The following is a 22,219-nucleotide window of genomic DNA, read 5'->3' on the forward strand; positions in this document are numbered from 1 at the left end:
CGGCGCGGGTGGATGCCTGCAAGCCACGCGCCGTACAGGCTCAGGCGCTGGCGTGACCTGCCGCCATCGCCGTGATCGCGCGCTGCGCGGCGCTGGCCAGCTGTGCCGGCAAGGGGCCGGCCGCCACGCTGGCATGCGTGAAGCCATGCGTGCGCGCCAGGGCGGCCAGGCGTTCGCTGGCGGCGACCACCGGCATCCGTTGCCAGCGCCGCAGCACCGCCGCCGGCAGCTGCGGCAACACCGTCTCCAGCGCCTCGCCACTGCTGAGCGCAAGCACGGCCGGGCCCTGCAGGGCTTCAAGCCGCTCGATGACGGCGGTACTGAGCGGCAGGCCGACGCGCTCGTACACATCCACCCGTTGCAGCGTGGCGCCGCGCTCGACGATCTGCGCGGCGATCATGCCGCGGCCACCGGGGGCGGTGACCAGCGCCACGCGCAGGCCCTGCAGCTCCTGCATGCGCGGCAGCGCCAGCAGGCCCTCGCTGTCCATGCGCTGCGGTGCCTGCACGTCGCGCGCGCCATGGCGGCGCAGCACCCGCGCGGTGCCTTCGCCGACCGCGACCACGCGGCCTTCGCCCAGTTCGGGTAGTGCCAGCAGGCGCGCGGCGGCCTCGGCGGCGGTCGGGCTGGTGAACACTAGGCGGTCGGCGGTCGCCGCATGGGCCAGCTGCGCACGGGTCAGGGTGTCGGTACGCAGGGCCACGCGCCAGGGCGAAAGTGCCAGCGTATGTCCTCCCAGCCGGGCAGCGGCGCTGCGCAGGGTGTCGTGCTGCCCCTGAGGGCGCAGGGAGATCAGGTGCCAGGCCGTGTCGGCTGGCACATAGGCGCGGCGGTTCATTCCATGCATTATGCGGGCGCTTTCCTGTCCGTGTGTTGCTTACTTCTTCCATGTCCGACGCTTCCGATTCCGCTGCACTGCTCGCGCAGGTGCAGGCCACCCTGGATGCCATGCCGCCGGTGGCCGCGATGAACATCCGCATCGCGGGTTATGAAAATGGCGTGCTGCGCATGCAGGCACCGCTGGCCGCCAACGTCAATGACAAGGGCAATGCCTTCGGCGGCAGCCTGGCCTCGGTGATGACCCTGGCCGGCTGGGCGCTGGTCAGCCTGCGCCTGGCATTGGCCGGCAAGCAGGCCGAGGTCTACGTCGCCGACAGCAACATCCGTTATCGCGCGCCCGTCTACGGCGACCTGCTGGCGGTCGCGCGGGCCGCGCCGGACCAGGATTGGGACGATTTCCTGGCCCTGTTCAACAAGCGTGGCCGGGCACGGGTGACCGTACGGGCCGAGATCGAGGGCGGTGCCGCCGAGCTGGAAGGGCGCTTCGTGGCCCTCGGCAAAGGCTAGGATGGGCGCCGTTACCCGGGGATTCCATGATGCTCAGACGCCTGTTCCAAGCCGCCCTTGTCCTGTCGTTGCTGGTCGCGGCCGGCGCCAGCGCCGGTGACGGCCCCAGCCGCAGCCAGCGCGCCAAGCTGGTGCCGACGCAGGCTGCCTACACGGCCGCGGTGCGCTGGAGCGATTTCGAGGCCGCCGAGGGCTTCCTCGACCCGGTCTACCTGCAGGCCCACCCGCTCGGTGACCTGCAGCGCCAGCGTTACCAGCAGGTGCAGGTGTCCGGTTACCGCGAACGCGGCAGCAGCGTCGCCGCCGACGGCAACGTCGAGCGGCGCATGGAAATCAGCGTGATCAACCGCAACACCCAGGCCGAGCGCACCGTGGTGGTCACCGAACGCTGGCGCTGGGACACGGAGGGCAAGCGCTGGTGGCAGGCGGGCGGCCTGCCGGACCTGTGGCAGGGCCAATGAGCCCGCTGGGCGCCCCGTTGCCGGCATATGCGACAATCCCCGCCCGCTTAATCGACCCGTGACCTGAGTGAATTACGAAGAGTTGCTGGCCTTCGCTGGCCGAAATCCGATGCTGTCGCTGGCCCTGGTCGGCCTCACCGTGGCCATCATCGCCACCGAGGTCGCGCGCCTGTTCCGCGGCTACAAGTCGCTCAAGCCGTCCGAGCTGACCCACCTGATCAATGCCGGTGGGGCAGTGGTGATCGACCTGTCGGCCGCCAGCGATTTCGAGAAGGGCCATATCGTCGGCAGCCGCAACCTGCAGCCGGCCCAGGTGAGCCCGACCCACAAGCTGCTGGCCCCGGCCAAGCAGTCGCCGGTGGTGCTGCTGTGCCGCACCGGCAACGCCTCCGCCACCGCCGCCAAGGTGCTGAAGAAGGCCGGTTTCGAGCAGGTGTACGTGCTCGACGGCGGCCTGCCGGCCTGGCAGGCGGCGGACCTGCCGCTGGTCAAGGGCCGCGGCTGATCAGTTAATTTGCGTTAAGGCCTTGTGGACGGCGTGGACCGCCCCCATCGCTGGTCTGGTAACAATCCCAATCATTGAACAATCTGTTCTGGAGTCTTGAGAAATGTCCGAAGAGAACACCAACGGCGTAGTCCCGGCTGACGAAGCTGCCAACGGCCCGGCTTTCACCATCGAGAAGATCTACGTCAAGGACGTTTCTTTCGAATCCCCGAACTCGCCGGTCATCTTCAATGAGAACGTGCAGCCGGACCTGCAGCTGAACCTGAACCAGAAGGTGCAGCGCCTGTCCGACACCGCCTTCGAAGTGGTGCTGGGCGTGACCCTGACCTGCAAGGCCGGTGACAAGACCGCCTACGTTGCCGAAGTGCAGCAGGCCGGCGTGTTCGGCCTGATCGGCCTGGAGCCGCAGGCGATCGACGTGCTGCTCGGCACCCAGTGCCCGAACATCCTGTTCCCGTACGTGCGTTCGATGGTGTCGGACCTGATCCAGGCCGGCGGCTTCCCGCCGTTCTACCTGCAGCCGATCAACTTCGAAGGCCTGTACGCCGAAACCCTGCGCCAGCGCCAGGCCCAGGGCGAAGCCTCGCTGGCCGATTCCGAGCCGGCCGGCAACGCCTGATCGGCGTCCGCGACATCGGATGAGTACGACCGACGCGAACAAGATCGCCGTCCTCGGCGCGGGCTCCTGGGGCACCGCGCTGGCCACCCTGCTGGCCCGGCACGGTCACCCGACCGTGCTGTGGGGACGCGATGCCGCCGTCATCGAGGCGATCGACCAGCGTCATGAGAATCCCCGGTACCTGCCGGGGATTCCCTTGCCTGATTCCCTGCGCGCCAGCACCGACCTGGCTGCCACCGTTGCCGGTGCCAGCTGGATCCTGGTGGTGGTGCCTTCGCATGCCTTCGCCGAGACCGTGCGCGCGCTGGCGCCGCTGCGGCCGGCCGGGGCCGGCGTGGCCTGGGCCACCAAGGGCTTCGAGCCCGGCTCGGGGCGTTTCCTGCATGAAGTGGCCCGTGAAGTGCTGGGCCCGGACGTGCCGCTGGCCGTCGTCACCGGCCCGTCCTTCGCCAAGGAAGTGACCCTGGGCCTGCCCACGGCGATCACCGTCCACGGTGATGACGACGCGTTCGCCCAGCAGGTGGCCGATGCGATGCATGGCCCGGCCTTCCGTGCCTACACCGGTGACGACATGGTCGGCGCCGAGCTGGGGGGGGCGATGAAGAACGTGCTGGCCGTGGCCACTGGCGTGGCCGATGGCATGCAGCTGGGCCTGAACGCCCGTGCCGGCCTGATCACCCGCGGCCTCAACGAGATGCTGCGTCTGGCCGCCGCCATCGGCGGCAAGCCGGAAACCCTGATGGGCCTGGCCGGCCTGGGCGACCTGGTGCTGACCAGCACCGGTGACCTCTCGCGCAATCGCCGCCTGGGCCTTGCCCTGGGGCGTGGGCAGAGCCTGCCCGACGCGGTGAAGGAAATCGGCCAGGTGGTGGAATCGGTGCAGACCGCCGACGAGGTGATGCGCCAGGCCGAGCGCCATGGCATCGACCTGCCCATCTCCAAGGCGGTGCAATCGGTACTGCACGGTGAGCTGAGCCCGACCGAGGGCCTGCAGCAGCTGCTGGCACGCGAGCAGAAGCCGGAGTATCCGGACACGCTGTTCAAGTAAGTTGACCGACGTTGAAACAAAAAGCCCGGCGATTGCCGGGCTTTTTTGTTGGGCCAGTGGAACCTGCTCCTGCCCCAACGGGTGGACAGGGGAAGCATTTCGCAGGCCCCGAAAAAGGTGAAGCCCGGTCGGGGAGAACCGGGCTTCAGGCGCGGGGGAGAGAGAGCACGCGCCTTTACAACACGTTGTTGCCGTAACGGCTTACCAGGTGAAGCGCGGGCCGACGAACCATTCCTTGTCGCCAGCCTTGGCCAGCTTCACTTCGCCGGTCAGGCCCCAGTTGGCGTTGAACTTGCCGGTCGCGCCGACGCGGCCGTAGAACTCGCCATCCGGGTTGTAGCCGTTCTTCTTGCTGTAGTCCTCGTAACCGGCCAGGGCATACGCCTCGAAGTTCGGGGTGAAGGCGGTACGCACGCCGACTTCAGCGCTGTAGCCGTTGAAGGTCGGGCCGTAGTCCGGGTCGAACTTCTGGTACGCGGCGCGGGCCAGCAGGTCGGTGTTCGGGGCCACGGTGTAGTTGTAGCCAACACCCAGGCGCCACTGGTCCACGTCAACCTTGCCCTTGTCGGTTTCCTGGGCGTTGTATTCACCGAAAACATGGAAGTTCGGGTGCACGGCAACCGAGCCCTTCAGAGCCCAACCATCGGCGTCGCCGCCGCGGGTGTCGGTGTTCACGTAACCGCCTTCCACATAGTTGTAGGACAGGCCATCGGCAGCCGAGGCAGCGAACGGCAGGGCGGCCATCAGGCCCAGTGCGATCAGGGAAGTCTTCATTTCGGCATTACCTTTTTTATTGGTTTGATCGATGCGGCGTGATGCTTCGGGCCGTTCGATGGTTGTGAATTATCCGTTAGCCAATGGAACTGACCCTGAATATCAAACTGACCAGTACATAAATTAGGCGGCGAATCGGGGAACTTCCGTGCCGGAACAACGCCACGTCCCCGGTCCGCCCAAGAGACCGGAAGGCATGTGGCGGCGGGGATGGGGTCCTGCGCTTACTCGCCGCGTCGCGCGGCCAGTTCATCCCAGAGGCGGCCCTGTCGCTGGGCCGGGGTGGTGACGTTGATGACTGCCTGTTCGCCCAGGCGATCATGCAGCTGCTGCAGGTACAGGCTGCGCGGCGTTACCACCGCATGCGGCGACTGCACGATGCCGGCCGGTTCCTCCGGAGGGAACTTGCCCGGTACGCGCTCGCCGATCTGGCCCACGCTCCAGTTCATCGCATGCGGCGGGGCCTGCAGGACGTAGCGGGCGCTGTCGGTGTTCCAGAACATCTGCTGGGCGCCGGGCCATCCATGCCCGGTGCCGCTCCCGCGCCGATGCTGCACGCGCAGCTGGCGGTCGCGGGTGCAGCGGCGAATCTCCTAAACTTCGGGTGGGGTAAACACGGGAAAATCAGTAAATGGATGTCATGCCCAGCGATAGGCCGGCACTGGAACCGCTCCACTACCACCGCCAGTTGGTGGCGTATCTGAAGCAGCACGAGCCGGAGGTATGGCGCTGGGCGGCCTCGCAGCGGATCCGCGATGAACACATCGCGCAGGTACGCAGCGACCTGCTGCGCGATACCTACCGGCTGGAGGCCGAGGCCCACCCGGAGGTGCATGCGAGCCTGCAGTTGGCCATGCAACGGCTGGGCATGCAGGCCCCGGCGACGCTGTACCAGGCCGGCAGCCAGGACATGAATGCCGCGCTGGTGTTCGTGCCCGGCGAAGTGCACATGGTGCTGCAGGGGCCGCTGCTCGAACGCCTGAGCGATGACGAGCGGCTGGCGCTGTTCGGGCATGAATTGGCGCATTACGTGCTGTGGTCGCTGGACGGCGGCGACTTCCACGTCGCCGACCGCATCCTCAATGACGCCCTGGCCTCGCCGCAGGCCAGCCCCAGCCAGGCCGAAACCCTGCGCCGGTATGCCTTGCATACCGAGCTGTTCGCCGACCGCGGCGGCGCGGTGGCAGCCGCCGCCCCCGGGCCGGCGGTCAGCACGCTGCTGAAGGTGCAGACCGGCGTGGCCAACCCGGACCCGGTGGCCTACCTGCGCCAGGCCGCGGAGGTGGATGCCAACGAGAAGCAGGGCAGCACCATGCGCACCCACCCGGAGACCTTCATCCGCGCGCGTGCGCTGGAGCAGTGGTGGCAGCGCACCGACCGGCTGGACGGCTGGATCCGCGACAAGCTGTGCGGCGGGTTGTCGCTGGAGGCACTGGACCTGCTCGACCAGCAGGCCCTGCAGCAGATCACGCGCGGCTTCCTCGGTCACTTCCTCGACGAGGTGCCGCTGCGCAGCGCGCTGGTGCTCAACCAGGTGCGGCAGCTGTTCCCGGACTGGAACCCGGGCGAGGCCACGGTTGCGCCCCAGGCCATCGTCGAACGCAACATCGATGACAGCGTGCGTGGCTACCTCAACGCCTTGATGCTGGACCTGGCGCTGGTTGACCCCGACGTGCAGGATGCCGCGCTGCTGCGCGCCAGCGCGCTGGCCCACGCGCTGGGCAGCGCGCAGGCACTGCAGGCCAACCTCAAGCGCGATGCACGGCTGGGCAAGCGTGAGCTGGACAAGCTGAAGAAGAACACCGAACGGGCCCTGAGTGCATGAGCGAGATGACTGAAACCCCGGTGCCGGCGGGCAACTTCGCCGCGCTGGTCGATGCCCAGGCCGGCGCGGCGCTGTCCACCGATGACGTGCTGGTACTGGTGTTGCCGCTGTTCGCGCAGGTGGCGTCGCTGCATGCCGGTGGCCGCGTCGCCGCGCTGTCGCCCGAAGCGATCGTGCTGGATGCGGCGGGCGGGCTGGCCCTGCGCAACGCGGCCGGCCAGGCGCCGGCGATGGCGCTGGCCGCGATCAGCCGCGTGCAGCCCGGCTCGGCGTCCACGCTCAACATCGTCGGCACCCTGCGGGTCGCGCATGACGCGCAGGGCTACGAGCGGCTGGACGACCTGGCGGTGCAGGCCGACCTGGAGGCGGCGATCGAGCATCCGGTGTACCTGCCGGGCTATCGCAGCTGGGAACTGGCGTTGGGCCACCATGACGAGCTGACCGACATCTTCCAGCTGGGCATGGTGCTGGCGGCGTTGGCCTGCGGCCTGGACTTCGACGACGTCGACGACCTGCGCAGCTTCGCCGGCAACCGCGAGAACCTGTTCCAGCTGGCCCCCCGCCTGCATCCGGTGCTGGCCAGCGTGATCGTGGAGATGACCGCGCTCAACCGGCATGACCGCAGCACCGAGCTGGACAGCCTGGCCACGCGCCTGCGCACCTGGCGTGACCAGCCGGACGTGCTGGACGTGGCACGCGCGCTGTCCGGCGTCAGCGGCCTGGCCTCGCGCCGTGGCGCGGTGCTGTCCTACCTGCGCGACCGCCTGTTCGACCTGTCGCGCCGCAACCGCCTGCTGTTCTTCCGGCCCACCGCCGGCTCGGTCAACCTCACCGTGTCCAGCGTGCCGCTGATGCTGCAGGTGGAGAGCATCCGGCCGGAGCACATCTGCACCTGGGGCGGGCCGTTCGCGGCGGACATGACCGCCGGCAAGGCGGTCGACCTGCAGCGCTGGCTGCGCTTCGACGACCAGCCGTTCCTGCCGGCCGCGCTGGACAAGCTGATCCAGGAAACCCGTCGTGATCGCGCCGAGTATGGTTTCAGCCACCTGCGTCTGGTGGTCGCGTTCCTGCGTTGGCACAACCTCAAGGAATTCCCGGAAGAACGCATCACCACGCCGTTGCTGTGGTTGCCGGTGGAGCTGGTCCGGCGCAAGGGCGTGCGCGACCAGTACGTGCTGCAGGCCGAGGAAGGCGAGGCCGAGTTCAACCCGGTGCTGCGCCACCAGCTGCGCCAGCTCTACGACATCCAGCTGCCGGAAACGGTGGACCTGCAGAAGACTTCCATCGCGCAGGTGCATGCCGACCTGTTGGCGCAGATCCGCCGTACCGAACCGTCGGTCGAGCTGCGCCTGATCGAGAAGCCGCAGGTGCGGCTGGTCCGGCAGAAGGCCCTGCAACGCCTGCAGCAGTACCAGCGTCGCCGTCCGGCCGGGCGTGGCACGCGTGCCGTGGCCGGGCGCCTGCCCGATTACAGCTACGAGCGCGAGGATTACCGGCCACTGGGCCAGGCATTGTTCGAGCGCTGGGTGCGCCCCAGTGCGCTGCCGCAGCGGTTCGAGGCCGGTGCCGCGCCGGTGGCCGGGCCGCGCCATGCGTGGATGGTGGAGGAGGTGGCCGATGCCGAGCGCGTGGGCTATGCGCTGCAGGAGGCCGAAGGCCATCGCTACGCATGGGACCTGGACCTGACCCAGGTCACGCTGGCCAACTTCAACTACAAGAAGATGTCGCTGGTGCGTGACTACACGCAGCTGCTGGACGACAACACCGACAACCCCGCCTTCGACCGCGTGTTCTCCATCGAGCCGCGCGCCGTGGACGCCGCGCCGCCGGCGCCGTTGCCGCTGCGCGAGCAGTGGAACGTGATCGCCTCCGATGCCACCCAGGGCGCGGCGGTGGGCCTGGCCCGCAGCCAGCGCAGTTTCATCATCCAGGGGCCACCGGGCACAGGCAAGTCGCAGACGATCACCAACCTGATCGCCGACTACGCCGGGCGCGGCAAGCGCATCCTGTTCGTATGCGAGAAACGCGCCGCGCTGGACGTGGTGTTCCACCGGCTCAAGCAGGCCGGCCTGGATGCATTGTGCTGCCTGATCCACGATTCGCAGGCCGACAAGAAGGCCTTCATCGCCGACCTGCGCAGCTGCTACGAGAACTGGATCGCGCAGCCGCACAACAGCGAGCGGCTGGCCCAGCAGCGCGATGCGGTGCTGGATACCCTGCAGCGCCTGCAGGCGCGCGTCGATGCGTTCGAGCAGTCGATGTCCGTCGTCCCCGAACCGCTGGGCACCAGCGTGCGCCAACTGGTACGGCGCATGGCCGAGCTGCCCGGCGTGCCGGAGCTGGATGCCGCGCGCCGCGAAACCCTGCCCACCCTGGCCGCGTGGGATGCGCAGCGTGAACTGGCGTTGCGCGTGGAGCGCAACCTGCGCGAACGCTTCGGCATCGACAGCCTGGCCGTGCATCCCTTTGCGCGCCTGTCCGCGGCACTGGTCGGTGACGAGCGCGCCTATGGCCGCGTGCAGCACCTGATCGACGATGGTGAGGCATTGCTGGAGCAACTGGACCCGGTGCTGGATGACAGCGCGGGCCTGATCAAGGCCGGGCTCACGCCGGCACAGGCCCTGCAGCTGGCCGAGCAGGCCCGCTGGTTGCTGGACAATGGCATGGCCGGGCAGTTGTCGTTGCTGGAAGAGGACTCCTCGCAGGCGCTGGAACTGCGACGCGCGCGCGAGAGGCTTGAACAGCAGCAGGCAGCAGCGCAGCAGGCCGCGCAGGCCACGACGCACTGGCGCGACAAGCTCGATGCGGGCGACACCCAGGCCGCGCTTGCCTTGGCCCAGCAGCTGGAAGGCTCGCTCATGCGCTGGCTGCAGCCGGCCTGGTGGCGGTTGCGCGGCGAGCTGCGCCGTCGCTACGACTTCGGCAAGCACGCGGTGCATCCGGGGTATGCGCGGGTGCTGCAGTCGCTGGCGGCCGATCAGGCCGCCAGCGTGGCGCTGGCCGAAGCCGATGCCAGCAGCTGTAGGCAGTTCGGCGTGCAGAGCATGCGCGGGCTGCTGGATGCGGTGACCCAGCTGCGCGAACGCCAGGCAAGCAGCGGACCGATGCGGGCGATGCTCGACCACCTCCGCGCTGCGCTGGACCCGGTGACCGCCGCCCGCAACGAAGCCGTGGCCGCCGAACCGCTGCGCAAGCTCGGCCAGCGCCTGGACGAGAACGTGGAGGGCGAACCGGCATTGAGCCTGGCGCAGGTCGGCGAGCTGCTGCGCGACCTGCGCGAAGGGCTGGAAGAACTGCCGGACCTGTTGCCGCTGCTGCGTGCCGTGCACGCCGGTGATGCCGCCGTCAGCGCCGCGTTGCGGCAGCTGCCCTTGCCGGCGCTGCAGATCGAGGCGGTGGTTGCCGATGAAGCGTTGCGTCGCCTGGAGCGTGCGCATCCGGAGCTGGCCCGCTTCGATGGCGCGGCACTGGCGGTGGCCGCACGGCGCATCGGCGAGGGCCAGCGCGAGCTGCTGGGCCTGAACGCCAAGGTGGTGCAGGCCACGCTGCATCGGCTGTTCGCCGACCACGTGCAGACCACGTCGCTGTCGGCGACCCAGCTGGACGCCGAAGGCAAGGCATTCAAGAAGCTCTATTCCACCGGGCGCCGGGAGCTGGAGCATGAGTTCGGCAAGAGCATGCGCCACCGCTCGATCCGCGACCTGTCCGACGATGAGACCGGGCTGGTGGTCAACGACCTCAAGCCGATCTGGCTGATGAGCCCGTTGTCGGTGTCCGACACGTTGCCGCTGTCGCCGGACCTGTTCGACGTGGTGATCTTCGACGAGGCCAGCCAGATTCCCACCGAGGAAGCGGTGCCGGCGCTGAGCCGGGCGCGGCAGATCGTGGTGGTGGGCGATGAGATGCAGCTGCCTCCGACCAGCTTCTTCGCCGCCAACGGCGAGGACAACGAGGAGGTCGTGGTGGAGGAGGATGGCGAGCGCATCGCCATCAACATGGAGTCGGACAGCCTGCTCAACCAGGCCGCGCGCAACCTGCCGGCGACCCTGTTGGCCTGGCACTACCGCAGCCGCCACGAGACGCTGATCAGCTTCTCCAACGCCGCCTTCTACGACGGCCGCCTGGTCACCATCCCCGACCGTCGCATCGAGCCTTCGGCCGACGCGCCGGCATCGGTGCCGTCCACCCAGGACGATGCCGGCGTGATCGGCGCCGATGTCCTGCAGGAGCGTGCGGTCAGCTTCCACCACATCGCCGACGGTGTGTACGGTGCGCGTCGCAATGCCGCCGAGGCGCGCTACATCGCGCAGATGGTGCGCGAGCTGCTGCGCCGGGGCGGCGGCCAGAGCATCGGCATCGTCGCCTTCTCCGAGGCACAGCAGGGCGAAATCGAGACCGCGCTGGAAACGCTGGCCGGCGAGGATGCCGAGTTCGCGCTGCAGCTTGAACGCGAGTACGTGCGCGAGGACGAGGACCAGTTCAACGGCCTGTTCGTGAAGAACCTGGAGAACGTGCAGGGCGACGAGCGTGACGTGATCATCCTGAGCATCTGCTACGCACCCGGTGCGGACGGCCGGATGCTGATGAACTTCGGCCCGATCAACCAGCGTGGCGGCGAGAAGCGCCTCAACGTGATCTTCAGCCGTGCCCGGCTGCGCATGGCGGTGGTGTCCAGCATCCATGCCGAGGCCATCACCAATACCCACAACGACGGCGCGGCGGCGTTGCGTGCGTTCCTGCAGTTCGCCCAGGCCAGTGCGCGCGGGGATTTCGACCGCGCGCAGCTGGTGCTGGGGTCGCTCAATGCCGGCGCACGGGAGGCGTTCGCCGCACCGCCGTCGGCCGATGCCATCCGCCAGGCCATGGCGGAGGCGTTGCGCCAGCGTGGGCACATCGTGCACGAGCAGGTGGGGCGTTCCCAGTTCCGCTGCGACCTGGCGATCGTGGACCCGGCCGGCGGCGACTACCAGCTGGCGATCCTGCTCGATGGGCCGGACCAGGCAGTGGCCGATACCCGCGAACGCTACGTGTTCCGTCCCGGCGTGCTGCGCGGCTTCGGCTGGCAGGTGATCGACGTGCCCGGCCGCGATTGGCTGCGCGCGCCCGAGGCGGTGCTGGCGCGTATCGATGCGGCGTTGCAGGGCCGGGAGGTCGATGCGCAGACGGCGCTGGATGCACTGGAGTCATTGCCGGCGATGGAGACGGCGGTGGTGGAGGCCGCGCCCGAGGTGCCGGCGGCGCTGGCCGAGGATGTGCTCAGCCGCGAACTGGTGTTCGAACAGGGCACCTCCAACAAGTTCTGGCGCGTAGCGGTCAGCGGCGGCGAACTGGTGGTGACCTACGGGCGCATCGGCAGCGCCGGGCAGCGCAACGTGAAGCAGTTCGACAGCCCCGCGCGTGCGCGTCGCGAGATGGACAAGCTGGTTGCCGAGAAACTGGGCAAGGGCTATCGCGACGCGTGATGCAGGTGCGTGGCCACCGGCTTCGCGGCTGAAGGCGCACCTGCCATGGGAGCGGCCTTGGCCGCGAAGCCGGCGTCGTGACCGACGGCCTGCTCAGCAGACCAGCACGAACCGGCCGAGGAAGAGCCCGAAGCCGAGGATCCACAACGCAAGCATCGCCGGGAAGCTGGCCGCGCGTAGCCACCAGCGCATCACCAGCGGTGCCTGTCGGGTGGCGCGGAACATCAGGATCGGCAGCAGGATGCCGGCGATCACGAACAGCGCGAAGACCATCCAGCCCAGCAGCCAGAAGCCGGTCGATTTCTCGCCGAACTCCGGTGGGCATTGCCGCATTGCCCAAGCCAGGCCCGGCCAGGACAAGCTGATGACCAGCAAGGTGATGGGTAGGCAACGCAGGTGTCGCAACGCCAGGTTCCCGCAAAGTCGTGGTTGGCGAGCATCCTGCCATGGAAATGCCGGCCATGCGTTGCGGCGCCCGGGCACGCAGGCACCCAACCGACGCTGGGCAACCCCGCACGCTGGCGTGATGCGGCGGCGGGCGAGGCGGTCGATCGCCGCCCCGGACACGCCACGGGCCACCGCGCCCGCCTCCCGCCGAACGCGGCGAAACCGGGCACTTCTGCGCCGCCGGCTGATCGCATAGGCTGTGCGTCCGATCATTAGCTTGGGGGTTGTGATGGGGATCAGGAGCACGATGTTCCTGTTGTTGGCCGTGTTGGGAAGCACGGCACCGTTGCCGGTCATGGCACAAACCGTTCCAGTGGAAGCCTTCGCCAAGGCCAGTCCGTTCTCGATGCCGCGGCTCTCGCCCGATGGGCAGTACCTGGCATTCGCCACCGATTTCGGCGAAGGCAACCATGCACTGCAGGTGGTGCGACTGTCGGACATGCACCGCACCGCGGTGTTGCGCCTGCCGCGCTACGAAAGCCCGTACCAGATCATCTGGGTGGGCGACCGTCGCCTGGTGGTCGCCAAGGGTCGTCGGTACGGCTCGCTCGAGAAGCCGATTCCGACCGGCGAGATCATCGCCAGCGACTTCGATGGCGAGAACCAGCGCTACATCTATGGGTACGAGCAGCAGAACGCTGCGGCAGGCCTTGACCGTGGCTTCGGTTTCATCGAGGGCATCGGCCAGGGCAACGATGGGCGCTTCTACATGCGCCAGCTCAAGCGCAGTCCCACCAACTCGATGTTGTACCTGGTGGATGCGGGGCTGCGTCCTTCGTTCAAGCTGGTCGCCAGCGTCAACGTGCCGAACCTGGAGTTCGTGATCGATCGCAACGGCGTGGCGCGTTATGCGTGGGGGCGCGATGACCAGGACAACTATCAACTGTTCGCCTCCGGCGATGGACAGCACTGGCAGCCCATCGCGCAGGAACAGGTGGGCGGCGTGTGGACGCCGATGGCCTTCAGCGGCGACAACCAGCGCGTCTACGGGCGCTTCAGCCGTGCCGATGGACCTTCGGCGCTGGTGCTCAGCAACCCGGACGGTGGGCAGCGCGAGGTGCTGGTCGAGGATGGGTTCGGCAGCATCGGGCTGAGCCAGTGGACGCGCACGCCCGCCACGCCGTTCGCGGCCGCGCCGTTGGCCGGGCGGCCGCAGCTCCGGTACTTCGATCCGGGCCGGCCGGAAGCCGAGCTGCACAAGGCCCTGGCCGACCTGCTGCCGCAGCAGCACGTCACCTTCGACGATGTCAGTCGTGACGGCCAGACCGTGCTGGTACACCTGGCCAGTGACCGTGACCCGGGCAGCTGGTACACCTTCCGGCGCGGCACCAACAAGCTGGAGAAGGTGCTGTCCCCGCGCGAGGGCATTGATCCGACGCAGATGGCCGAACGCCGTCCGGTGCGTTTCAAGGCCAGTGATGGCCTCGAGCTGGAAGCGGTCTTCACCGTGCCGAAGAACGCCCAGGGCCCGCTGCCGACGGTGATCCTGCCGCACGGTGGCCCGCATGGGGTCCGGGACGACTGGTTCTACGACACCGATGCACAGTTCCTGGCCAACCGTGGCTACCTGGTGGTGCAGGTCAACTACCGCGGCAGCGGCGGACGCGGCCAGGCGTTCGAGGAACGGGGCTACCTGCAATGGGGCACGCGCGTGCAGCAGGACCTGGTCGAGGGGCTGCGCGAAGCGGAGAAGCAGGGCCTGGCCGACACCTCGCGGGTCTGCAGCTATGGCGCCAGCTTCGGTGCGTACTCGGCGATGATGCTGGCCGCGCGCGAGCCGCAGCTGATCCGTTGCGCGGTGGGACTGGCCGGCCTGTACGACCTGAAGATGATGTACAAGAAGGGCGACATCAAGGACAGCGCCTACGGCCGCAATTACCTGGGCCGGGTGATCGGGCGCAGTGACGAGGAACTGGCGGCCAACTCGCCGACCGGCGTGGCCGCGCGCATCACCGTGCCGGTGTTCCTGGCCCACGGCGAGCGCGACGAGCGCACGCCGATCGCCCAGGCCAACGCCATGCGCAGCGCGTTGACCGCGGCGGGCAGGCCGCCGCAGTGGATGGCGGTGGCCGGTGAGGGGCACGGTTTCTACAACGACAACAACAGCATCGCCTTCTACCGTGCGCTGGAGACGTTCCTGCAGGAGAACATCGGCCAGTAGGCGCCGATGGCTGGGCCAGCGGCCGGTGCCGCTGGCCCTACTTCTGCTGCGACAGGTATTCGATCACCGCCTGGCGACGGGCGGGGTCGGAGGTGGCATTGAGCATGCGCGTACCCGGCACCTGCCGGGTCGGGGATTTCAGGAAGGCATCCAGCGTCTGCGCATCCCAGGTGATGTCGCTGGCCTTCATCGCATCGGAATAGTGATAGCCCGGCGCGGTGCCGGCCCTGCGGCCGATCACGCCCTGCAGGTTGGGCCCGACGCGGTGGCCCAGGTCGGCGCGGGTGTCATGGCAGCCGGCGCAGATCGCGAAGGCGCGCTCGAGCTGCTGCTGGTGCGGGTCGGCGTTGGCGGTGTGGTTGAAGGCGTCGCGCTGGCCACAGGCTGCCAGCAGCAGGCCGAGGCACGACAACGACAGCGGGCGGAGCATCAACATGGGGTCGTCCAGGGGGCGGCAGGCACTGCCGCAGGTGCCCCGCCCATGCCAGGTGCTGCCCGGCACGGCGAAGCCCTGCAGCAGGGGCTGCTTACATCGCCGGGTAGTTCGGGCCGCCGCCGCCCTGCGGGGTCACCCACACGATGTTCTGGGTGGGGTCCTTGATGTCGCAGGTCTTGCAGTGCACGCAGTTCTGCGCGTTGATCTGCAGGCGCGTGTCGCTGCCTTCTCCGACAAATTCGTACACGCCGGCCGGGCAGTAACGCGCTTCCGGGCCGGCGTAGGTGGCCAGGTTGACCGTCACCGGGATGGACGGGTCCTTCAGCGTCAGATGGCTGGGCTGGTCTTCCTCGTGGTTGGTCGAGGACAGGAACACCGAGCTCAGGCGGTCGAAGGTCAGCACGTTGTCCGGCTTGGGGTAGTTGATCTTCGGCTGGGTGGCGGCCGGCTCCAGGCACTCGTGGTCGGCCTTGGTACGGTGGATGGTCCACGGCGCATTGCGGATGCCCAGCTTGGGCAGCAGCCACTGTTCGATGCCGGTCATCAGCGTGGCCAGGGTGCGGCCCTTCTTGAACCACTGCTTGAAGTTCTTGGACTGCAGCAGCTCGGTCTTGAGCCAGCTGTTCTCGAACGCCTCCGGATACGCGCTCAGTTCATCGCGCGAACGGCCGGCGACCAGCGCGTCGAACGCGGCCTCGGCGGCGAGCATGCCGGTCTTGATCGCGGCGTGGCTGCCCTTGATGCGGCTGACGTTGAGGTAGCCGGCCTCGCAGCCGACCAGCGCGCCGCCCGGGAACACCGTCTTGGGCAGCGACAGGATGCCGCCGGCGGTGATCGCGCGTGCGCCGTAGGCGATGCGCTTGCCGCCTTCCAGGTGCTTGCGGATGGCCGGGTGGGTCTTGAAGCGCTGGAACTCCTCGAACGGGCTCAGCCACGGGTTCTTGTAGTCCAGGCCGACCACGTAGCCGATCGACACCTTGCCGCCCTCGGCGTGGTACAGGAACGCGCCACCGTAGGTGTCGTTGTCCAGCGGCCAGCCGGCGGCGTGCACCACCAGGCCCGGCTCGTGCTTGGCCGGGTCGATCTGCCACAGCTCCTTGATGCCGATGCCGTAGGACTGCGGGTCCTTGCCGGCGTCGAGCTTGAACCTGCTGATCAGCTGGCGGCCGAGGTGGCCGCGCGAGCCTTCGGCGAAGATCGTGTACTTGGCGTGCAGCTCCATGCCGCGCTCGAAGTTCGGGCCCGGGGTGCCGTCCTTGTGGATGCCCATGTCGCCGGTGGCCACGCCCATCACCGCGCCGTTGTCGTCGTACAGCACCTCGGCGGCGGCGAAGCCCGGGAAGATCGCCACTTCCAGCGCCTCGGCCTGCTGCGCCAGCCAGCGGGTCACTTCGCCCAGGCTGATGATGTAGTTGCCGTCGTTGTGGAAGCACTCCGGCAGCAGCGCGTGCGGGGTGGCCTTGGCGCCGGTCTCGTCCAGGAACAGGAACTCATCGCGGGTGACGGCCTGCTTCAGCGGCGCACCGCGCTCTGCCCAGTCCGGGAACAGCTCGTTGAGCGCACGCGGGTCCATGATCGCGCCGGACAGGATGTGCGCGCCCGGCTCGGAGCCCTTCTCCAGCACGCAGACCGACAGCTCCTGGCCCTTCTCCACGGCCAGCTGGCGCAGGCGGATGGCCGTGGCCAGGCCGGCGGGGCCGGCACCGACGATGACGACGTCGAACTCCATCGCTTCGCGCGGCGGCAGGGCGGAAGTGGCTTCAATGTTCATGCAGGGGCTCTTGGGTAAAGGCCGGCGCACGGGGCGACGACGGTTGCCTGGAACCGCCACCTCGACACGAGGCGGCGACGATCTCCGAGGGCGCAGTATTCCAGATCGGCCCGGCGCGGTTGCCCTGCTGGGCGGACCTGCGTTCCAGGTGGCTGATGCGGTGTCGCTGGCCCATCACCCACGCGGGGCGGTGGGCGCGAGCAGGCGACCGGGTCAACTGCGCCGCGTTTCCTCCGCTGGGAACTCGCGGGCATTGACCCTCGGACGCGCATGCTCGGCCTCGGCCCGTGGATTTTCGCCGACGATGACGCGATCTTCCAATGCCGGTGGCAACGGCGGGGCGATCAAGGGGCCGTCGGCGGGCGGGAAAGCGCGCGCAAGGTGTCGTTGCCGCCACGCGCAAACCACGCCAGGCCGGCCTTTGCCACGTTTCGGGCCCGTTCCCGGTTTGCCGGCGGGCAGGGATCGGGCGGTCGGCGGGAGCCGGACGAAGGTTGCGTCGGCTCGCCCGGAATGCGCGGGAGGCATTCAGTTGCGCGACGAAGCGGCGCTGGCCGGCAGGCCGACCATACGTTTCCCGTGCATCGGGTATGCGCAAGCGGCGGGCTGTACGCGGGAGAGGATGGCGATGCCCGCGCTCCCCCGACAGGTCCTCAGAAGGCCCGTCCGTCCACGGCGATCCGTTTCACCGTTTCCAGATCAAACCCTTCCAGGCAGCGCAGGTTGATCGCCGCCGTCTCGGTCCCGTCCGGTTGCTTGCCCAGCCCGAACGGCTGGCATCCGCAGGTTGGGCAGAACTGATGTGCAATCACGTGCCGGTTGAACAGGTACGTCGTGAGTGCACTTTCGCCGGCGGTGACCCGCAAGGCCTGCCGCGGCACGAACCACAGCACGAACCCCTTGCGGCTGCAGTGCGAGCAGTTGCACTCGTAGCCTTCGGTCGGCACGCCATCGCACTCGAAGCGCACCGCACCACAATGACAGCTGCCGTTGACCATGGGCCTCTCCACGACGTTGAATGCTGCCCAGCCTAGCGCCTGCCGGCGGGAACGCACGCTGCACAGCGCAACTCAGCGCCGGCGCAGCTCCTGGCCATCGACGGTCATCTTCCATACGCCGCCATCCTCATGCGGCGGCGTCGAGACCACGAACCGCGTGGTCAGCGGCCCGACGCCGACCACCAGGTCATCGCCCTCGAAGGACTTGATCGGCGCATCCAGCGACTTGCTGACGTTGGGCGTGGGCTGGTGCTTGTAGCGCACGCGGCCACTCGGCTCGATGACCAGCAAGGTGGTGTCCGATGCCCAGCTACCGACGTAGTCGCGCTTGGCCGCGGGCACCGGCATGCCGCAGGCGGCCAGCATCATCGCCAGCAGCACGGCCAGGAGCATGGGGCGCGCGCTCATTCCCGAAGCCCGTTTCATCGCCGGAACTCCGTGCGCTGCTCCAGCTGGTAGATCGCATCCTGCAGGTCTTCCATGCGCGCGCTCAATGCGGCCTGTGCATCGTACAGGCCATGGTTGTAGTAGTACGCGCCGATCTCCTTGCCGATGAAGTCCAGCAGGAACTCAGCGTCAAACTGCCCGATATTCTGCTGCAGCTCTTCGGAAAAATATCCCTGCAGTTTGCGGACGAGGATGGCTTTCTCGTCCTTGTTGAATTCGATGTTGGCCATGCTGTCGTACACATCAACGGAGATGACCGGAAGTGTACCGGTCCGGCCGCCGGCACCCACTTCCCGGCGGCGCCATTCAACCGCTCGTGAATGAGGCACTACACGACGGAGAGCACTGGCAGCTTGAATCCGTGAGGGACGCGGGGCTGGCATCCGGCCGAGCTGCTGCCCATGCCTGCGCCAGGAGATCGCGAACACGTTGAGTTGATTCGTGAATGACGTACGGCGGTAGAGCACGACGAAGCCAAGACGGGGCGCGGTCACGGGGAAGTACGGCATCCGGTTCTCCGCGGCTAGACGTCGGCAAGCCGGAACAATGGCAGGTAGATGAGCAACAGGGCGACAGGAACGGCAACGAAGGGAGCGACCAACCCCAGCACGCCGGCAATGACCGGGGCATTGGGGCGCGGCCAGCAGCGGCCGATGGCGAGCACGCCCGCCGGCAGCAGCCAGACCAGACCGAAAAAACGCATGAACAGCTGGGAGGTCGCGGGCATCTGCGCGCCGAAGCTGCGGTAGACCGACTCGAACTGCGGCGCGACCGCCAGCCCGATATAGCTCACCACCAGCGCCGCGGAGACGCTGCCGGCCAGGCCGATCAGCAGCCACACCCGTCCATTGGGTGCAGGCGGCTGCGGACGGGTCAGTGGCGGGGGGAGGGGGCCGGGCATGTGGGTCTCGCGTCGAGGGCAGGGAGCTGCGTTTTCATCCGCCGGCAAACATCACCACCACTACCGCGAGGCCAGCCAGCAATGGCAGCGAGAACACCAGCAGTTCGGCCAGCCGCCACCCCGAGCGCGGGCGTGGCGCCGCCCGGTACGCCAGCCCGCCCAGCAGCAGTGACGCCAACGACAGCAGTGCCGCCAGCATCAGCCCGAACAGGAACAGCCCCAGCACCGACATGCCGCAGGCCCAGCCTCGCTCGGCTACCTGGGCCGCGGTATCGGCGCGGCTCTGGCTGCCGACCCACAGCGGAATGCCTATCAGCGCAATGGCGGTCAGCAGCCAGGCAAGGCTGCGCTTGAGGAACGTACCGCGCGGCGGGCGGGCGGCGGCAGGTGAGGGCGAGACGTCCGTCATCGGGCGACAGCGTGCGCTCACTGGCCCTGCGGCGGTTGCCACAGTTCGACCTTGTTGCCTTCCGGGTCGATCACCCAACCGAACTTCCCATACTCCGAATCCTCGCTGCGCTCGAGCACCTGGCAGCCTTCCTCGCGCAATGCCGCCAACAGGGCATGCAGGTCATGCACCCGGTAGTTGATGACGAACGGTGCACTGCCGGGGGCGAGCGCCTCGCTGCCAGCCGCGTTGATCGACCAGACCGTGGTGCCGGCGAAGGGCTGGCCATCGGTGTCGGTCCAGGTGAATGCAGCGCCGCCCCAGGGCTGCACCTCGATGCCCAGGTGGCGCTGGTACCACGCACGCAGCACGGCGGGGTCGCGCGCCTGGAAGAAGATGCCGCCAATACCGGTCACGCGCTTCATGGGCCGCCTGGGTGCTTCATGGAAAGGGAAAGCAGAGCATGCGCGCGGTGATGGGCGCGTGTCATGCGAATCCGGGTGCGCGCATGACCGCCGGGATGCTGCTGCGATCACTGCGCAGGCGCGTCGCATTCAGTTGCGGGAAGCGGCCGATGATGCGGCTGGCTTCGTCCCAGTGGTCTTCCAGCGATGCATCGTCGATGGGCGCGAACACCGCCGGCGCGTCGCCGAAGCGGAACTCGATGCCACGCGCGGGGGCGAACCGGCGCGTGATGATGGTGGGCACCCTGCCATGCCGGAGGTGCCAGACCAGCTCGTCGATCACCGTGTTCCAGGCTTCGTTCTCAAGCTCGTTGATCCATTCCATGCACACCGCCGCCCGAACAGCGCCGTGCCCCGGGGGAGCCGACGTGAGTGAAGGGTCAGGCGAGCCATGGCCAACCACCGAATTCCAAGCCGAAGCCGCCCGGTCTGTGTTGCGCAAAGCGAGCCGATCATGCCACACCCGGTAGTGCCGGGCCACGCTCGGCGCCACTCCATCGGGGGCCATCCCTGCGTCACCGCAGCGGCTCCCCCTTCAGCCAGCACACCACGAGCAACAGCAGGATAATGCCCCCCGTCGCTCCCATGAACGGGCCCGGGGCCCGGGTCGGCGGCACCACGAAGAACAGTGCCGCCAACGAGGCGAAGGTGATGCCGTACGCCAGCCAGCCCTGCCATCTCAGTGGCCATCCCCAGCCATGTTGCTTGGCCTCGAACCAGTACCGTTCATTGCGCATGTCGTTTCCGATCTCCAGGAGTAGGGCGATCAACCGGGGTTGTTACTGCCAAGGGTTGAGGATGGAAGGCATGGGCGACCTTGCGGCTGGGTTTCCCCGGTGGCATCGGTGCCTCGAACCGAGTACGGGTTGGCACTGGAAGGCAGTATGGCAGGGGAGTGGTAACTCACCTCGAAGCGCGCGATGCCATCGCGCGTCCTGACATTCCAGTGTTCGATGCGGAAACCGTTGTTCCCCCACAGGACCGCCTTGGCTTGAAGCACGTCGACCAGGCAGCCCGCGCCGACGTACTCCTGCACCCGCGCAAGCGCCTGCGGGTCGACGGCATCTGTCGGCCCTGCGGTGAGCACAAAAGACATCATGACGGCGGGCTGGATACGCATGGCACCTCCGGTGGAATGAGTGACGAGGTCATCATGGGCACCGATGAAGCCTGGCCGGCAAGTGGGCCCGGTCGCGAGCGTGCGGGGTGTGGTGTTTCTGCATCATAACGATAGGGGTGCATGTCCGTAGCTGGCAGGTGAGCAGGTGATCGACCGTTCTTTGTGCCTGCACCGTGCCACGGCAAAGGGCTGTGACCGCGCTGCTCATCCTCTGGGTTCGGGTGTTGGAGGGGACAGCGCGGTGACCTGGAACAGCCGCTCCTGGAACCGGGTGCCCAGCATCCGGTCCACGGCATCAATGGTGCCCAATGCCTGCTGCACGTCGAAGGTGCCTCCCTGCAGCACCGCATCTGCCTGATTGTGGAGTGCATAGGCCAGGTGTGCCGCCGCGCGTGCGGCGGGGTCTGGTGCATCGCCGCTGCCGAGGTGATGGCCAAGCAGCAGGCGGATCTCATGGACCGCGAAGGCAAGCAGCTGGATATGCGTCGGTGACATGGGTTCGAGCGTCCTTGTGTTCATCAGGTGGCCGGATGTGCATGCGGGTCAGGTGCCAAACAGGTTTCAAGACGACCGATACGTGAGCGACGAGGGCTCCCGCAGCGACGCTGCATCAGGCCCACTGCTTCAGGAGCGGATACAGGCGATAGGCCAGAAGCGCGAGCATGGGCCCGGTTACCAAGCCGGCAAGCAGGGCTCGCAGCGGACGGGGGTGGCGGGAGACCGAGCAGACCAGGCCGGCCACCAGGGCCACGCACAACAGCTGTGGAAGCACGGCCAACAGCAGGGCGGGATCATTCTGCGAGGTACGGAAATACCTGCGCTCGGCGGCGCAGAACAACAGGGCAATCGCAAGGAGTGCCGCAGGTGAGGAGGCCAGCAGGCTCGACAGCCACAGCCTGCGCCGGGGGGCGGCGGCTGTGGCTGCACGCGGGGAGCGGTACGGGTTTTCGGAGTCGTTCATGCCGGGCTGGTGTCGGTGTGGTGCCGGACTCAAGACGGATTCGGCGCGGGAGCGTCGACGTTGCAGGCCAGGCAGGTGGATCGT

At 68.1% G+C, this 22,219-nt stretch carries 25 protein-coding genes; 8 read left to right on the plus strand and 17 right to left on the minus strand.

What is annotated here, in order from left to right; translation table 11 throughout:
• Nucleotides 1-40 precede the first annotated feature (40 nt).
• Nucleotides 41-838 carry a uroporphyrinogen-III synthase gene (locus tag AC06FE_RS16720; protein ID WP_478073679.1) on the minus strand — a complete coding sequence of 266 codons (798 nt, stop codon included), beginning with the start codon at nucleotides 836-838 and terminating at the stop codon, nucleotides 41-43.
• Nucleotides 839-888: 50 nt separating this feature from the next.
• On the opposite strand from AC06FE_RS16720, the gene AC06FE_RS16725 reads away from it, so the two are divergent.
• The 5 genes from AC06FE_RS16725 (at nucleotide 889) to AC06FE_RS16745 (ending at nucleotide 3,980) form a co-directional block, all read left to right on the plus strand.
• The gene (locus AC06FE_RS16725) at nucleotides 889-1,347 is read left to right on the plus strand and encodes a YiiD C-terminal domain-containing protein (protein ID WP_192288297.1); all 459 of its coding nucleotides are present in this window, start codon (nucleotides 889-891) and stop codon (nucleotides 1,345-1,347) included.
• A gap of 26 nt (nucleotides 1,348-1,373) precedes the next feature.
• The gene (locus tag AC06FE_RS16730) at nucleotides 1,374-1,808 is read left to right on the plus strand and encodes a hypothetical protein (protein WP_446541646.1); all 435 of its coding nucleotides are present in this window, start codon (nucleotides 1,374-1,376) and stop codon (nucleotides 1,806-1,808) included.
• Nucleotides 1,809-1,875: 67 nt separating this feature from the next.
• Nucleotides 1,876-2,313 carry a rhodanese-like domain-containing protein gene (locus AC06FE_RS16735; protein ID WP_132862377.1) on the plus strand — a complete coding sequence of 146 codons (438 nt, stop codon included), beginning with the start codon at nucleotides 1,876-1,878 and terminating at the stop codon, nucleotides 2,311-2,313.
• A gap of 103 nt (nucleotides 2,314-2,416) precedes the next feature.
• Nucleotides 2,417-2,932, plus strand: coding sequence for a protein-export chaperone SecB (gene secB / locus AC06FE_RS16740; RefSeq protein WP_132862378.1), 516 nt, complete (start codon nucleotides 2,417-2,419; stop codon nucleotides 2,930-2,932).
• 19 nt (nucleotides 2,933-2,951) lie between these two features.
• Nucleotides 2,952-3,980 (plus strand): NAD(P)H-dependent glycerol-3-phosphate dehydrogenase, encoded by a 1,029-nt coding sequence (locus tag AC06FE_RS16745; protein WP_192288294.1) that lies wholly within the window; start codon nucleotides 2,952-2,954, stop codon nucleotides 3,978-3,980.
• 201 nt (nucleotides 3,981-4,181) lie between these two features.
• On the opposite strand, the gene AC06FE_RS16750 is transcribed toward AC06FE_RS16745, so the two are convergent.
• Together AC06FE_RS16750 and AC06FE_RS16755 are read right to left on the minus strand one after the other, a co-directional pair.
• Nucleotides 4,182-4,754 carry an OmpO family porin gene (locus AC06FE_RS16750; protein WP_446541648.1) on the minus strand — a complete coding sequence of 191 codons (573 nt, stop codon included), beginning with the start codon at nucleotides 4,752-4,754 and terminating at the stop codon, nucleotides 4,182-4,184.
• Nucleotides 4,755-4,978: 224 nt separating this feature from the next.
• Nucleotides 4,979-5,257, minus strand: coding sequence for a hypothetical protein (locus AC06FE_RS16755; protein ID WP_478073680.1), 279 nt, complete (start codon nucleotides 5,255-5,257; stop codon nucleotides 4,979-4,981).
• Between the two features lie 137 nt (nucleotides 5,258-5,394).
• Between AC06FE_RS16755 and AC06FE_RS16760 the strand changes: the two genes are divergently transcribed.
• The gene (locus AC06FE_RS16760; protein WP_478073681.1) at nucleotides 5,395-6,579 is read left to right on the plus strand and encodes a M48 family metalloprotease; all 1,185 of its coding nucleotides are present in this window, start codon (nucleotides 5,395-5,397) and stop codon (nucleotides 6,577-6,579) included.
• Nucleotides 6,576-12,041 (plus strand): AAA domain-containing protein, encoded by a 5,466-nt coding sequence (locus AC06FE_RS16765; RefSeq protein WP_478073682.1) that lies wholly within the window; start codon nucleotides 6,576-6,578, stop codon nucleotides 12,039-12,041. The genes AC06FE_RS16760 and AC06FE_RS16765 overlap by 4 nt, the downstream gene beginning before the upstream one ends.
• Nucleotides 12,042-12,134: 93 nt before the next feature.
• Here AC06FE_RS16765 and AC06FE_RS16770 read toward each other — a convergent pair whose 3' ends face one another.
• Nucleotides 12,135-12,785, minus strand: a complete 651-nt coding sequence (locus AC06FE_RS16770; protein ID WP_478073683.1) for a hypothetical protein — start codon at nucleotides 12,783-12,785, stop codon at nucleotides 12,135-12,137.
• Between AC06FE_RS16770 and AC06FE_RS16775 the strand changes: the two genes are divergently transcribed.
• A complete protein-coding gene (locus tag AC06FE_RS16775) occupies nucleotides 12,784-14,649 on the plus strand; it encodes an alpha/beta hydrolase family protein (protein ID WP_478073684.1) in 1,866 nt (621 codons plus the stop codon). The two genes, AC06FE_RS16770 and AC06FE_RS16775, sit on opposite strands and share 2 nt — an antisense overlap.
• Nucleotides 14,650-14,686: 37 nt before the next feature.
• Here AC06FE_RS16775 and AC06FE_RS16780 read toward each other — a convergent pair whose 3' ends face one another.
• From AC06FE_RS16780 to AC06FE_RS16840, 13 genes are all read right to left on the minus strand, one after another.
• Nucleotides 14,687-15,085 carry a c-type cytochrome gene (locus AC06FE_RS16780; RefSeq protein ID WP_225591934.1) on the minus strand — a complete coding sequence of 133 codons (399 nt, stop codon included), beginning with the start codon at nucleotides 15,083-15,085 and terminating at the stop codon, nucleotides 14,687-14,689.
• Nucleotides 15,086-15,176: 91 nt separating this feature from the next.
• Complete coding sequence (locus AC06FE_RS16785; RefSeq protein WP_478073685.1) at nucleotides 15,177-16,856, minus strand: electron transfer flavoprotein-ubiquinone oxidoreductase; 1,680 nt, start codon at nucleotides 16,854-16,856, stop codon at nucleotides 15,177-15,179.
• 653 nt (nucleotides 16,857-17,509) lie between these two features.
• Entirely contained in the window at nucleotides 17,510-17,854 is a 345-nt protein-coding gene (locus AC06FE_RS16790) for a GFA family protein (protein WP_478073686.1), read from the minus strand.
• Nucleotides 17,855-17,926: 72 nt separating this feature from the next.
• Nucleotides 17,927-18,262, minus strand: coding sequence for a hypothetical protein (locus AC06FE_RS16795; RefSeq protein WP_478073687.1), 336 nt, complete (start codon nucleotides 18,260-18,262; stop codon nucleotides 17,927-17,929).
• A 14-nt stretch (nucleotides 18,263-18,276) separates the two neighbouring features.
• Nucleotides 18,277-18,810 carry a DUF2164 domain-containing protein gene (locus AC06FE_RS16800; RefSeq protein ID WP_478073688.1) on the minus strand — a complete coding sequence of 178 codons (534 nt, stop codon included), beginning with the start codon at nucleotides 18,808-18,810 and terminating at the stop codon, nucleotides 18,277-18,279.
• Nucleotides 18,811-18,824: 14 nt separating this feature from the next.
• Nucleotides 18,825-19,202 (minus strand): hypothetical protein, encoded by a 378-nt coding sequence (locus tag AC06FE_RS16805; protein WP_478073689.1) that lies wholly within the window; start codon nucleotides 19,200-19,202, stop codon nucleotides 18,825-18,827.
• 34 nt (nucleotides 19,203-19,236) lie between these two features.
• Nucleotides 19,237-19,632: a hypothetical protein gene (locus AC06FE_RS16810; protein ID WP_478073690.1), complete on the minus strand. Its 396-nt coding sequence runs from the start codon at nucleotides 19,630-19,632 to the stop codon at nucleotides 19,237-19,239.
• On the minus strand, nucleotides 19,629-20,015 hold the full coding sequence (locus tag AC06FE_RS16815) for a VOC family protein (RefSeq protein ID WP_192288285.1): 387 nt from the start codon (nucleotides 20,013-20,015) through the stop codon (nucleotides 19,629-19,631). Before AC06FE_RS16815 ends, AC06FE_RS16810 begins: the two co-directional genes overlap by 4 nt.
• Before the next feature lie 61 nt (nucleotides 20,016-20,076).
• Nucleotides 20,077-20,379, minus strand: coding sequence for a hypothetical protein (locus AC06FE_RS16820; RefSeq protein ID WP_192288284.1), 303 nt, complete (start codon nucleotides 20,377-20,379; stop codon nucleotides 20,077-20,079).
• Between the two features lie 190 nt (nucleotides 20,380-20,569).
• On the minus strand, nucleotides 20,570-20,791 hold the full coding sequence (locus AC06FE_RS16825; protein WP_192288283.1) for a hypothetical protein: 222 nt from the start codon (nucleotides 20,789-20,791) through the stop codon (nucleotides 20,570-20,572).
• Nucleotides 20,792-20,820: 29 nt separating this feature from the next.
• Entirely contained in the window at nucleotides 20,821-21,174 is a 354-nt protein-coding gene (locus tag AC06FE_RS16830; protein ID WP_478073691.1) for a hypothetical protein, read from the minus strand.
• Between the two features lie 204 nt (nucleotides 21,175-21,378).
• A complete protein-coding gene (locus AC06FE_RS16835) occupies nucleotides 21,379-21,669 on the minus strand; it encodes a hypothetical protein (protein WP_478073692.1) in 291 nt (96 codons plus the stop codon).
• 115 nt (nucleotides 21,670-21,784) lie between these two features.
• Nucleotides 21,785-22,135: a hypothetical protein gene (locus AC06FE_RS16840; protein WP_478073693.1), complete on the minus strand. Its 351-nt coding sequence runs from the start codon at nucleotides 22,133-22,135 to the stop codon at nucleotides 21,785-21,787.
• Nucleotides 22,136-22,219 lie beyond the last annotated feature (84 nt).

This window comes from Stenotrophomonas sp. Steno-C18 (genome assembly GCF_056393195.1).